The 12,397-nt window shown below is 61.1% G+C and carries 16 protein-coding genes; 3 read left to right on the top strand and 13 right to left on the bottom strand.

What is annotated here, in order from left to right; all coding sequences use genetic code 11:
* Window positions 1–35 precede the first annotated feature (35 nt).
* From CKW09_RS21725 to CKW09_RS21765, 9 genes are all read right to left on the bottom strand, one after another.
* Complete coding sequence (locus CKW09_RS21725; RefSeq protein WP_095099427.1) at window positions 36–1,250, bottom strand: lactonase family protein; 1,215 nt, start codon at window positions 1,248–1,250, stop codon at window positions 36–38.
* Between the two features lie 92 nt (window positions 1,251–1,342).
* Complete coding sequence (dagF, locus tag CKW09_RS21730) at window positions 1,343–2,083, bottom strand: 2-dehydro-3-deoxy-phosphogluconate aldolase (protein ID WP_061797078.1); 741 nt, start codon at window positions 2,081–2,083, stop codon at window positions 1,343–1,345.
* A complete protein-coding gene (locus tag CKW09_RS21735) occupies window positions 2,080–3,198 on the bottom strand; it encodes a DgaE family pyridoxal phosphate-dependent ammonia lyase (RefSeq protein WP_061797076.1) in 1,119 nt (372 codons plus the stop codon). Before CKW09_RS21735 ends, dagF begins: the two co-directional genes overlap by 4 nt.
* Entirely contained in the window at window positions 3,182–4,321 is a 1,140-nt protein-coding gene (locus CKW09_RS21740) for an amidohydrolase/deacetylase family metallohydrolase (protein WP_061797074.1), read from the bottom strand. The genes CKW09_RS21735 and CKW09_RS21740 overlap by 17 nt, the downstream gene beginning before the upstream one ends.
* A gap of 65 nt (window positions 4,322–4,386) precedes the next feature.
* Window positions 4,387–5,037: a DUF4310 family protein gene (locus tag CKW09_RS21745; RefSeq protein WP_061797102.1), complete on the bottom strand. Its 651-nt coding sequence runs from the start codon at window positions 5,035–5,037 to the stop codon at window positions 4,387–4,389.
* An 11-nt stretch (window positions 5,038–5,048) separates the two neighbouring features.
* On the bottom strand, window positions 5,049–5,825 hold the full coding sequence (locus CKW09_RS21750; protein ID WP_061797072.1) for a DUF4311 domain-containing protein: 777 nt from the start codon (window positions 5,823–5,825) through the stop codon (window positions 5,049–5,051).
* A 30-nt stretch (window positions 5,826–5,855) separates the two neighbouring features.
* Window positions 5,856–6,152, bottom strand: coding sequence for a DUF4312 family protein (locus CKW09_RS21755; RefSeq protein WP_061797070.1), 297 nt, complete (start codon window positions 6,150–6,152; stop codon window positions 5,856–5,858).
* Window positions 6,152–6,517 (bottom strand): glycine-rich SFCGS family protein, encoded by a 366-nt coding sequence (locus tag CKW09_RS21760; RefSeq protein WP_095099433.1) that lies wholly within the window; start codon window positions 6,515–6,517, stop codon window positions 6,152–6,154. Before CKW09_RS21760 ends, CKW09_RS21755 begins: the two co-directional genes overlap by 1 nt.
* Window positions 6,518–6,546: 29 nt before the next feature.
* Window positions 6,547–6,900 carry a glycine dehydrogenase gene (locus CKW09_RS21765; RefSeq protein WP_061797066.1) on the bottom strand — a complete coding sequence of 118 codons (354 nt, stop codon included), beginning with the start codon at window positions 6,898–6,900 and terminating at the stop codon, window positions 6,547–6,549.
* A 424-nt stretch (window positions 6,901–7,324) separates the two neighbouring features.
* Here CKW09_RS21765 and rnk point away from each other — a divergent pair, with 424 nt between their 5' ends.
* The gene (rnk, locus tag CKW09_RS21770; protein ID WP_061797065.1) at window positions 7,325–7,735 is read left to right on the top strand and encodes a nucleoside diphosphate kinase regulator; all 411 of its coding nucleotides are present in this window, start codon (window positions 7,325–7,327) and stop codon (window positions 7,733–7,735) included.
* A gap of 38 nt (window positions 7,736–7,773) precedes the next feature.
* On the opposite strand, the gene CKW09_RS21775 is transcribed toward rnk, so the two are convergent.
* Complete coding sequence (locus tag CKW09_RS21775; protein ID WP_095100291.1) at window positions 7,774–8,562, bottom strand: sulfite exporter TauE/SafE family protein; 789 nt, start codon at window positions 8,560–8,562, stop codon at window positions 7,774–7,776.
* A gap of 116 nt (window positions 8,563–8,678) precedes the next feature.
* Here CKW09_RS21775 and CKW09_RS21780 point away from each other — a divergent pair, with 116 nt between their 5' ends.
* Window positions 8,679–9,461, top strand: coding sequence for an AraC family transcriptional regulator (locus tag CKW09_RS21780; RefSeq protein WP_061797063.1), 783 nt, complete (start codon window positions 8,679–8,681; stop codon window positions 9,459–9,461).
* A gap of 14 nt (window positions 9,462–9,475) precedes the next feature.
* Here the strand turns inward: CKW09_RS21780 and cybC are convergent, their stop codons facing one another.
* Together cybC and pmbA are read right to left on the bottom strand one after the other, a co-directional pair.
* A complete protein-coding gene (cybC, locus tag CKW09_RS21785; protein ID WP_095099436.1) occupies window positions 9,476–9,862 on the bottom strand; it encodes a cytochrome b562 in 387 nt (128 codons plus the stop codon).
* 137 nt (window positions 9,863–9,999) lie between these two features.
* On the bottom strand, window positions 10,000–11,340 hold the full coding sequence (gene pmbA, locus CKW09_RS21790; RefSeq protein ID WP_095099439.1) for a metalloprotease PmbA: 1,341 nt from the start codon (window positions 11,338–11,340) through the stop codon (window positions 10,000–10,002).
* Window positions 11,341–11,517: 177 nt separating this feature from the next.
* Between pmbA and yjgA the strand changes: the two genes are divergently transcribed.
* A complete protein-coding gene (gene yjgA / locus CKW09_RS21795) occupies window positions 11,518–12,066 on the top strand; it encodes a ribosome biogenesis factor YjgA (RefSeq protein WP_061797057.1) in 549 nt (182 codons plus the stop codon).
* Between the two features lie 30 nt (window positions 12,067–12,096).
* Here the strand turns inward: yjgA and CKW09_RS21800 are convergent, their stop codons facing one another.
* A complete protein-coding gene (locus tag CKW09_RS21800; protein WP_061797099.1) occupies window positions 12,097–12,396 on the bottom strand; it encodes a barstar family protein in 300 nt (99 codons plus the stop codon).
* Window position 12,397: the final 1 nt, after the last annotated feature.

The raw sequence follows: 12,397 nt of genomic DNA on the forward strand, positions 1-12,397 counted from the left end.
AGGGTGCCCGCCCGAAAAGTCAGGGGGGCAACGGGTTACTTCGCCACCGGCAAGAACGCCATTTGTGAAGGGCTGCCGATCGGCGTATAGCCAGCCGCAAAGCTGAGCTTGCCGCTGGCCGGATCTACGCTGAAACGGGTGACGTTATCGCTGCGCTGATTCAGCGCATACAGATAACGCCCGTCCGGGCTCAGGGTCAGTGAACGCGGGTAGTCGCCGCGCGTCCAGGTTTCCGCCACCGGCGTCAGTTCGCCTTCCGCGCCGACGCCGAACTGAGCAATGCTGTTATGCAGCCGATTGGCGACATACAGATTGCCGCCGTCCTGGCTCAGCGCCAGCCCCGCAGCGAAGCTGGTACCCTTATAATCGGCGGGCAGCGTAGAAACGGCGCGCAGCTGTTTCAGAGTACCTTTTTGGCCGTCAAAACGGTAGCTGGTCAGCGTCGAAGCCTCTTCATTCACCAGCAGCAAGGTTTTGCCGTCCGGGTGGAACACGAAATGCCGCGGCCCGGCCCCGGCGGAAGACGCGGCGATCCAAGGCGGATCGTTCGGCGTCAACTTGCCGCTGGCGGCGTCAAACCGCCACTGGTAGATGCGATCCAATCCCAGATCGGTAGAGAAGACAAACTTGCCGCTCGGATCGCTGGCGATCATATGCGCGTGCGGGCCGTTGTGATCGCTGATGGCGAAGCTGCCCTCCACCGCCGCAGCCGGTTTGCCCGCGCCCGCCGGCCCCTGCTGCTGCTGCACCGAACTGGCGCCGCCCAGGCTGCCGTCTTGTTCCACCGGAAACGCCGCCACGCTGCCGCTGACGTAGTTAGCCACCAGCAAATGGCCGCCGTCCGGCGTCAGCGACAGATACACCGGCCCGGCGCCCTGCGAGTCTACCTGGTTGAGCTGCGTCAGGCCGCCGTCGCTCGGGTTGACGCGATAGGCGGTGATGCCGCCGTGTTTGCCGCCGTTGAAATCGGCCACTTCGCTGGCGACGTACAGCGTTTTGCCGCCGGCGTCCAGCGTCAGCTGCGCCGGGTTCGGCGCTTTGCTGACCAGCACAGGCGCGCTCAGCGCGCCGCTGGCCGGGTCGACCCGTACCCGGTAAACGCCTTCGCCGTTGGGATTGTAGGTGCCGATATAGGCAAAATGAGATGACGTGGAGCGCATTGCATCCTCAGCGTGCAGCGCCGAGCTGAACATGGCCGACAGCGCCAGGGACAACGCGGTGCTTAAGGTAGGAGACTGCCAGTTTCGCATAGTTATCCTTATCATAGATAGCGGCGCGGCAAGCCGCGCCCGTGGGAACAAAACCGTTAGCCTCCCTGCCTTACGCCATCCATTGGCGCACGTTAGCCGACCAGTTTTTTGGTCATCGCCAACAGGGTTTTCACGTCCTGCGGGCGGGTGTCGCCGCTGGCGGCGTCGATGATCGAACTGTAGATGTGCGGGATCACCCGCTTCACGCCGGCCTCCAGCGCGATCTCGAGGATCGGTTCGAAATTCTCCAGATCGATGCCGCCGGTCGGTTCCAGCATAAAGTCGTGTTCGGCGCAGGCCCTGGCCACATACTGATACTCGTCTTTGCACTTCAGCCCGCCCATCGGGAAATACTTGATTGAGCTGCCGCCCATGTCTTTCAGCAGCGCGATGGCGGTTTCCACCGGCACCACGCCGTCCGGCGCCGCGGCGCTCAGCGGGCCGGTGGAGATCTTCACCCAACCGACGCGGCCGGTAGGCGACACCAGGCCGTTGACCACGCTGTCGTTCTGGCCCAGCAGCGCGCGGCTGGCGCCGACGCCGGTGAACACCTGATTCACGTGCTGCGGCTGAACCTGTTGGGAAATCAGGCTGACCATCGCCGACTGGCGCGGATCGCCGGCGCCCAGGCCGACCGACAGCGCGTTTTCAATCAGTCGCGCGTAGCGCAGCATGTCCGTCACCGCGCTGTCGACGTCCGGGTAATTTTTGGAGAGCACGCCCACCAGCACATGCCCTTCCGCCGCGGCGTAGATATCCTGCGCATTGGCTTTGGAGCCGGCCAGCACGTTCAGGCAAACGCGGTCGCGATAGTAATTAGGCTGCAGCTTCATGCTTGTTTCTCCGTGAACAGGTTTTTAATACAGCTAAAGACGGTCATCAGCTGTTGTTCGTCGACGCTGCGCACGTCGACTTCGATCTTGCCTTCGTTGGCCTTGTAGCCGCGGAAGTAAATGGCGATATCGCCGGTTTTCAGCGCCTGCACGATATCGTAGGTCGAGCGCCCCAGCACCGCTTCGTCAAAGCTGATTTCCGCACGGGCGATGTCGCGGCCGGCGCTGTCCCAGACGGTTTTGGCGCTGACGCCGGTCAGGGTGTTCAGGTTGTCGATAAACGCCTGCATGCGCGCCACCATCTGCTCGCCGGTGGTTTTTTCAAGCGTCAGATAGCTTTCAATCGCCTGCGTCAGGCCGAGAATGCCCTCTTTGCCCACCTTCATCGCCCGGCCGATGCCGCCGGACTGCAGCTTCACCCACTCCACGTACTCTTTCTTGCCGATAACCAGGCCGCTGGTCGGGCCCTCGATGGCCTTGGCGCCGCTGTAGATCACCAAATCGGCGCCCATCTGGTAGTAGCACAGCAAATCTTCTTCCGCCGCGGCGTCGACGATCAGCGGCAGGTTGTGTTTGCGCGCCACCACGACCGCCTGTTCGACCGAGAGAATGCTTTTCTGCACGCAGTGGTGAGATTTGATGTACAGGATCGCGGCGGTCTGCGGCGTGATGCAGGCTTCAATCTGTTCCGCCGAACATTCGTTGGCGTAGCCCGCCTCTACCACCTTGCCGCCGCCCAGCGCCACCATGGTGTCGACCGGCGCGCCGAAGTTGACGTTGTGGCCGCGCGGCAGCACGACCTCACGCGGCACGGCGATCGGCGCCGAATGCAGGTTTACCAGCAGGTTGGCGTCGTCTTTGACGATCAGCGCCGCCACCGACTGCGCGATGCCCGCCGAGGCGCAGGAAACGATCACCGCATCCTCCACGTTCAGCAGATTGGCGATGTAGGCGCCGGTCTTGTTGACCAGATCCTTGATTTCAAAGTAGTGGTTCAGGCCGTAGTCCACGGCGTCGATCACCTCCTGGCGCGGCGTGGAAACGCCGAGCATGGTCATGCGGCCGGAGGTGTTGATGACCTGCTTTAAATTATATTTTTCATAGACTGAAGACATGAGCGGCTTTCCCTTGTTCGGTTAATAAGATGTCCCCGGCCACCACCGCGGCCAGCGGAACCAGCAACTGTTCGCCGTCGGCCGTTTGCCCTTCCGAATCGGCGAACACCTGCGGCGTATCGCGGAGCTCAAACAGGGTGAAATCGGCGTCGTAACCCGGCTCGAGGCGGCCCTTGGTGGCCAGACGCAGCGCCGACGCGGCGTTTTCCGTCACGCAGGCGATCACCTGCGGCAGCGACAGGCCGACGCCGAAGAACTTGGACATCACCGTCGCCAGGCTGTGCACCGGCCCGGCCATGCGGTTGCGGCAGTAAATGTCGGAGCTGATGGTGTGCGGCAAAATGCCCAGCCTGATGGCCTGGCGGGCCACTTCGAAGCTGAAGCTGGCGGTGCCATGGCCCACGTCGAGCAGCACGCCGCGCTGCAGCGCGCGCTGGATGGACTCGCGCAGCGTGCCCGCCGGGGTCAGGATGCGGTTCGGCTTGCCGTTGTAGCAATGGGTGATGATGTCGCCGCGCGTCAGCAAATCGGCGATCTCGTCCAGATCCGGCGGGTTGTTGCCGATATGCACCATCAGCGGCAGCCGGTTGTTCTCCTGCTGGATCTCCTTGGCCAACACCAGCGGCCGGGTGCCGTTCTGGCCGACCACGCTGCTGCTCATGCGCGCCTTGATGCCGATAATAAAGCCGGGGTGGCCGTTAATGGCCTGGCTCACCGCCTGCTTATCGATGTCCGCCAGGTCGGCCAGTTCGTTCTGCCGCAGCAGGCCGATGCGCGAGATGTTCAGGAAGGCGAAGACGTTGGTTTTGGCGCTGCGCGTCAGGGCATAGAATTCATCGACATCGTCGGCGCCGGTGCTGCCGGCATCGACCACGCTGGTGACGCCGCCGGCGACGCCGACCCAATCCGGTTCGTCATGGTAAATCGGCGAAGAGGGATAACAGTGCACGTGGGAGTCGATCCAACCGGCGCTCAGGCGGCAATTGCCCGCCAGATCCAGCTGGCGCCGGGCGCTGACGTCCGCCGCCAGCCGGCCGACGGAAGCAATCTTGCCGTCCTTGACCGCCAGATCGATCAGCGTATCGTCCGCCAGCCTGGCGCCTCTGATTACTAAGTCATACATACTGCCTACTCCTTCTGCTACACGCCGGCCCCCTCTGCCGTTTACCCGCCCGAGGGGGCCGGTTGTTACGAAATGGCGACCGGGAAAATCGCGCCCAGCAGCATCGCGCCGAGGATGGCGCCGCCGGTGATAGGCTTGCCCCAGATATAGAACAGCAGCGCGCCGAGCAGTGAACCGATGCCGATCGGAATGGAGGCGGTCATCGCCGACAGGATGATCAACGGGCCGAGGAAGCGGCCGGACGAGTTGCCGGCACCCATCATCACGTCCGCCCCGTAGGTGGAGTTGCTTTGATTGATGGTGAACTTGCGCGCCAGGATGATCACGTAACCGATCGCCACGCCGATAACCAGCCCGGTCACCAGCGAAGCGGCGAAGTTGGCCACCGGGAAGATGATCCCCGCGCCCAGCAACAGCGCCGGCACGCCCAGCCCGACGCCGGTCTGGATCGCGCCGCCGATGTCCAGGATGCCCACCAGCGAGCCTTCGATGATGCGCGCGAACAGGAAGCTGGCGCCGAACGCCGCCACCGCGCCGTACACGCCGGTGTCCATCCCGGCCCGCAGCATGGAAACGAAGGCCACTTCGTTAAAGGCGCCGATGCCGTACAGGTAATACATGTGCGTCCCGGCGAACACGCCGGACGAGAGCAGGCCGACGAAAATCGGGAATGACCAGTCGGCGTACCAGAAGCCTTTTTGGGTTTGTTCTTCCATCATCCCGCTCCTTATTTACCGCTCAGGGTATTGTGAATGGCGTCCAGCCAGCCCGGCACGCCGAGGCTGAAGGACTCGAGGACTTTCATGTCGAAGCCGCGGAAGAAGCCGCTCAGCACGAACAGCAGCACGATCACCGCCATCATGATCTTGGTGATCTTGTTCCAGCCGCTCTCTTCCACGCCTTTACCGATCAGGATGCCCAGCACCAGGCCCGGTACGGCGTTGCCCATGATCAGCTGCGCCAGGCCGCCGAAGATGGTGCCCCAGAAACCGGAGCGGCGCCCGGCGTCGATCGCCGCCAGCCAGAAGATCACCGGCATCACGGTATTGACCAGCAGGTTGGCCGCCGGCACCAGCACCTTGATCGCCGTTACCTGCAGCGCAGCGGGTACCGCCGAGGCGGTGGTGTTGAGGAAGGCCACCACCAGCATGCCGATGATGCCGCAGGCGATAGCCATTTTTTTCGGATCGTGCAGCGTCTGCGCCAGATTGCGGTTTTTGACCATCAGCGCCGCCGCGCCCCAGTGCGGGATGATGCGGTGGTCAACGTCCTGCGTGAAGGAGCCTGCCGCCACGGAAGACGCCCAGGCGTTGAAGAAGAAGCCCAGACCGAACGAGAAGTGGGAAGCCGGATCGCCTTCGCAGGAGTTCAGCTCGCCCAGGGTGCGGAACGCCCCCATGCCCTGGGTGGTCGGGGCATGGAACATGCGCGCGGCGCCGGCCCCTACGCCGACCCCCACCAGGCCGCCGATAATAAGCGACTTAAATAAGATGATTAAAAACATCAGTATACCCTTTCATTTATGCTAACGTTTTTATTTCGTGACGAAGACAACCTTTTCAGTATTGATGATTGTCACGCTCACGGTTATTTCCAGAGAAACGGCATAGCTTTTTCTTTCACGCGGCAAAAAGAAGAAAAGAAATTTCTCTTTAGTTATTTTCTCTTCGGCTTTCAATACGCTGACGTCCTGCGGTTCTATGCGCAGCAGAATATTGTTGGTGGACTTTAATACCGCGCCCTGCACATTCGCCAAGGCGGAAGCAAAAGCTTTCGCTTTGCTGTCGCCCTTGCCCTCCACCTTTACCGATGTGGTATATTGCTCTTTCATTACGGATTGCCGTGTTTTTTGATGTAGGCTTCCACCAGTTTCTGGCCCAGCTCTTCTTTATCCATAAAGCCGAAACCCAGCACATTACAGCCTTCGTTAATAGCCGTTACGCCCTCTTCAACAGAACGCATGCCGTATTTCGCCTTGTAGCCATGTTTGGTTTGCGCGGTAATTGCACCGGCGCCACCGCTGCCGCAGAAGGAGATGCCCAGCTGCGCGTTTTCCGCTTTCATCACGTCGCCCAGCTTCATGTCCGCCGCGACGCCGGGGATGACAATCGCCTTTCCGCCTGCGTTTTCAATGCCCTGGCCAACTTTCTGACCTTTGCCCAGACGATCGCCGATCACTACGGTAATTTGACCCATGGTATTTTCTCCTGATTAAAGTTAATTCGTTAAACGCTTTGGTTATTATCTTTCGCCACTTCGAAATGCACCGACAGCAAATAGGCTTCTTCGATTGGCAAGGTGGTAAACTGATTCACTACCCGCTGCGCCATTTGCATCGACTCGGCAGAGATCTCGTCAAACAGGGATTTATCCACTTCCGGCAGCGGCTCGCCGGTGATTGAACGCAACACCATGGCGCGAATATGCGACTCCAGCATCTGCTGCTGCACCTCATTGGTATAAATATTTTCCGCGTTCAACATCGCAGTAATATCCGCCAACACCTGAGCGGTGATCGCCCCGGCTGCGCCGATATCCGATCCTTCAGTTTGTTTTAACGAAGCAGATCCATCATTCACTTTTCAGTACCCCTAGATCCAACATTAATCTGTAAGCCGCAAAGCGCATCACCTGAATAACCCGCTTTCTTTGATGTCTTTACCCTAACCCCGGGAAGATTTTCTGTGTACTCCGTTTTTTTCCAGTTCGAAGTGGAAATCGAATGACGCGCAGGGATCCATTTCGCAAAACGCCGGGTCGGCAGATAAGTTAATTAGATTACAAAAAGATAGCCTGACGAACTGTTTCCAGTTGGGCCTGCGGCGGTGAAAAGCTTCGTGATCGGGATCTCTTTCTTTTCACGCCCTAACCGCCTACTATCAGTCAGACAAACCGACATTACCCACACCCCCGCTCCTCTGGCGCGGGGGTGTTGCTTTTGTGTTGTTTTTCCGAATTTATGGGCGCGCAGGCTGGCGCCCTTTGATTTGACTGGAGAGTGGAATGACCAAACCAACCATTACTGTTAATGAGCTGGATGCGGAACGCCTGGATGCGCTATTGGAACAACCGGCCTTTGCCAACACCGACGTCGCCGCCGCGCTGAACGACGAACTGGATCGCGCCGAAATCTTGCCGCCGGAAAAGATCCCGGCCAACGTGGTGACCATGAACAGCCGCGTGCGCTTTCGCGATCTGCACACCGCGGAAGAACACGTGCGCACCCTGGTTTACCCGGCCTCGCTGAAGGACAGCCACGATCAGCTGTCGGTGATGGCGCCGCTGGGCGCCGCGCTGCTGGGCATGCACGTCGGCAAGCAAATCACCTGGCAGCTGCCGAACGGCGAGGAAGCGCAGATTGAAGTGCTGGAATTGCTGTACCAGCCGGAAGCGGCCGGTGAATACCACCGCTAAGCGGCGATCGGGGCGGCGTCTGGCCGCCCTTTCTGTTTCTACAGGCTGATGGCGAGGGTGACCGCAATCAGCAGCAGCACGTAAATTTTGGCGTGCAACGCATCATCGACCCTGGGCAACCAGCGCCTGGCAAAGACAATCCCCGCCATGCCCGCCGCCACCAGCAGCCCAAGAATGCCCAGGTTGACGTAGCCGAGATACTGCGGCCCCGCCATCTCGCGCCAGCCCAGCGCCACGTACATCAGCGCGCCGATCACCGCGACCGGCAGCGACAGCGGATTGGCCGCGCTGACGCAGTGCTTCATGTCATAGCCATGCCGGCGCAGCAGCGGCACGGTCATCACGCTGCCGCCCACGCCCAGCAGGGTGGCGACCATCCCGATCAGCGGCCCGCCGACCCAGCGCGTCGCCGCGGAAAGTTCGGCCCGCGCCGGCTTGACCAGAAAACCCCGGCGCAGCAGGCAATCGGCGATGCTCGCCGCCATATAGATCACGAACAGCAGGCGGATCGCCTCATCCGCCAGCAGGCTGGAAACTAGGGCGCCAAACGCCGCGCCGATGCCGATATAAAAGATCAGCGGCGTGACGGTCTCCGGCTGCAGGTTGCCGCTGCGCCAATGGGTGAGCGTGGCGTATCCCGCATTGAGGATCATCACCGCCGCCGAGGTGGCCACCGCAATATGCATAGCCTGACCGGGCTGTTCGCCCGAGGCTGAAATCAGATGGTAAACGAAGGGCACCACCACGAAACCGCCGCCAAAACCGAACATAATGGTGGTAACGCCGGTGAAAAACCCGGCAAACAGCACGAGTAAGATATCCGTCATAGCGTTGAAACTCCCGAGCGAAAGGTCGAACGGCAGGATAAAACGACCGCAGCTGGCTTGCATGCGATGACAGGCCAACTATCATTGCGTTTCGGCCAATCCGATCGGACCACGGCATGCGCAACGCCCACATTGATAACGTCGATCACATTCAACGCCCGCTGATCGCCATCGGCACCGACTACCCTCCGGGCTTTCAGCTGCCGCTGCACAGCCACCGGCGCGCTCAGCTGCTGTACGGCGCTACCGGCGTCATGCAGGTGTTTACCCGCCAGGGCAACTGGCTGGTGCCGCCACAGCATGCGGTGTGGCTGCCGCCGCAGATGCCGCATGCGGTGAAGATGGTGGGGGTAAGCACCCGCAGCCTGTATATCGAACCGGACGCGCTGCCCGCCGCCGCCTCGCCGCTGTGCCAGGTGGTCGGCATCAGCCCGCTGATGCGCCAGCTGCTGATCGCCGCGGTGGAGATGCCGCTGGAATATCAGCGGCAGGGCAGAGACGGCGCCCTGGCCGCGCTGCTGCTGCACGAACTGGCAGGGCTGCAACCGCTGCCGTTGCATATCCCCCTGCCCGCCGATCGGCGGCTGAGCGCGCTGTGCCAGCAGTTTTTGCAACAGCCGGAAGCCCAGGCCAGCCCGCAGGCCTGGGCGGATCGTCTGTACATGAGCCTGCGCAGCTTCAGCCGTCTGTTCCGCAGCGAAACCGGCATGTCATTCTCGCAATGGCGGCAACGCGCCCGCGTCGTGCTGGCGCTGGCGCAGCTGGCGGCGGGCAGAAGCGTTACCCAAGTGGCGATGGAAATGGGCTACGAAAGCAGCGCGGCGTTTTCTACCATGTTTCGCCGCGTGCTGGGGCGGGCGCCGTCCTCCTATCTGGCGGAGGAACGGCGCGACGGATGAGGGCCGGGTCCGGCTTAGCGGAATTTCTTGTGGTTGGCGTCGCGGGTTTGCTTGAAGCCTTGCGCCACCTGCTTGGCCTCGGCCAGCTTGCCCTGATTGGCTAGAGCCAGCGACTGGTCGATCTGGCCGATCAGCTGATCCAGCCCATGGCGGAAGTCTTTCATTTCCGGGCTGTCGGCGGCCTTGTCTTCCAGCTTCGGCGGGGTACCCCGTTTGGCGTCCAGCGCAGCGGCGCGCATGTTTTGCAGGCTTTGCTTGAGAGTATCGGTTGAATCGGTGCCCAGCGCCGTTTTGTAATTGGCGGCGATGGTGTCCATATCGTCGGCCAGATCGGCGGCGGCCGCCAACGAGCTGGCGGCCAGCAACGCCAACGCCACCAGCGCCTTCAGTTTGTTCTGCATATTCGCTCACCTTCCAGTTATTGTTTTATTTAACTCATGGTTAACATAGGCAAGCGCGGCAAAAACCGAAACCGGAGATTTGTAAGCAAGGTTAAGAAGCGGCCGGGCGAACGCCGGCCGCACAGGAGGATTGGCGATTACTGGCCGGCGATTTTCATTTCCGGCAACAGCACCGAGCCGCATTGGATATTGCTGCGGGTCTCGATATCGCTGCCGATGCTGACGATATTGCGCAGCATGTCTTTCAGGTTGCCGGCGATGGTGATCTCGCTGACCGGATACTGGATCTCGCCGTTCTCTACCCAAAAACCGGCGGCGCCGCGCGAGTAGTCGCCGGTCACGCCGCTGACGCCCTGGCCCATCAGTTCGGTCACCACCAGGCCGGTACCAAGCTGTTTCAGCATGCCGGCGAAGTCGGCGCCCTGCCCGGCGATCCGCCAGTTATGGATGCCGCCGGCGTGGCCGGTGCTGTGCATGCCCAACTTGCGCGCCGAATAGCTGGTCATCAGCCAGGTTTGCAGCACGCCGTCTTTGACGATGTCGCGCCTTTGGGTGCGCACGCCTTCGCTGTCGAACGGCGTCGACGCCAGCCCTTTCAACAGGTGCGGGTGCTCTTCGACGGTCAGCCAATCCGGCAGGATCTGCCGGCCGAGTGAATCCAGCAGGAAGGTCGACTTGCGGTATACGCTGCTGCCGCTGATGGCGCCCACCAGATGGCCGAACAGCCCGGTAGCCACTTCCGAAGCGAACAGCACCGGCGCCTTCATGGTCGACAGTTTGCGCGGCGCCAGGCGCGCCAGCGTGCGGCGGGCGCACTCCTGACCTACCCATTCCGGGCTCTGCAGGTCGCCCATCGCGCGGCCGATGGTGTAGGCGTAATCACGCTCCATGTCGCCGTCATGCTCGGCGATCACGCAGCTGGACAGCGAGTGGCGGCTGGAGCAATAGCTTTGCAGCATGCCGTGGCTGTTGCCGAACACCTTGATGCCGTAGTGGTTGTTAAAGCTGCCGCCTTCGGTGTTGGTGATGCGTTTATCCGCCGCCAGGGAAGCCTGCTCGGCGCGCGCCGCCAGCTCGATGCCGCGCTCGGCGTCCAGCTCGGTCGGGTGGAACAGGTCCAGATCCGGCGCCTCGAACGCCAGCAGGTCCTTTTCCGCCGGGCCGGCGTGGGGATCCGGTGAGGTATAGCGGGCGATATCCAGCGCCGCCTGCACGGTGCGGGCGATGGCGTCCGGGCTGAGATCGGTGGACGACGCGCTGCCCTTGCGCTGCTGGTGATAGACGGTAATGCCCAACGCGCCGTCGCTGTTGAATTCGACGTTTTCCACTTCGCCGAAGCGGGTGCTGACGCTGATGCCGGTGGATTTGGTGACGGCGACTTCTGCCGCATCGGAGCCGGCGCGCGCCAGTTCCAAAGCCTGTGAAACGGCCTGTTCCAGCGCCTTGCGCTGTTCTGCAACTTGAGTGACTACTTTCATCAATCTGCCATAATTAATCAGAAAATCGTTGAGAAAAGTGCCGTGGCGGCGTGGTTGCGCGCGGAGTCACGCGCAAAAATCATGAGATTTATGCCTTTGAGTCTAACAGGAACCGCGTTGAATTTCGCATAAAGCCGGCAACCTGTTAGGATTAGCCTCTTTTTGACGGAGCCTACCATGAACAAACAGCCTGAAGATTGGCTCGACGATGTCCCGGAGCATGAAAACGAGGACGATGACGAGATTATCTGGGTCAGTAAAAGTGAGATTAAACGTGATGCCGAAGCGCTGAAAGACCTGGGGGCCGAGCTGGTCGATCTGGGCAAAAACGCGTTGGAACGCATTCCGCTGGACGAAGATCTGCGCACCGCCATCGAGCTGGCGCAGAAGATCAAGAAAGAAGGCCGCCGCCGTCAGCTGCAGCTGATTGGCAAAATGCTGCGCGCCCGCGACGTAGAGCCGATCCAAACCGCGCTCGACAAGCTGAAAAACCGCCACAACCAACAGGTTTCGCTGTTCCACAAGCTGGAAGCGCTGCGCGACCGCCTGGTGGAAGAAGGTGATGATGCGATCCCGTCTGTCCTGGATCTGTATCCGGAAGCCGATCGCCAGCAGCTGCGCGCGCTGGTGCGTAACGCGCAGAAAGAGAAGGCCGCCAACAAGCCGCCTAAAGCCTACCGCCAAATCTTCCAGTACCTGCGCGATCTGGCCGAGACGGCCGAATGATCGCCGCCGTCACCCGGGGATGAAGCCGCTTCATCCCCGGTGATGCGCCGGTTCGCCGCTGCTTTCGTGAATGTTGAAACGCAGGCTGCCTTCCAGCTCTTCCTCCGCCTCTTCAAACAGCAGGATAATCGCGCCAAAACGACGTTTGCTGCGGGCGTTGAGGTGGGTGAATTCTATTTCCACCGGCAGGCCGATGTCGCCGGTCACCACGTCCCACAGCGCGTCCAGATTGGCGCCAAACTCCTCGCCCAGCGCGAACTTGCGCGCAAAGTCGCGGTAGAAGGTCGGCACATCCTGGATCTGCTCAAAATCGAACTCTACTTTTGCCATC

The sequence above is a fragment of the Serratia ficaria genome (assembly GCF_900187015.1).
GTDB classification, from domain to species: Bacteria; Pseudomonadota; Gammaproteobacteria; order Enterobacterales; family Enterobacteriaceae; genus Serratia; species Serratia ficaria.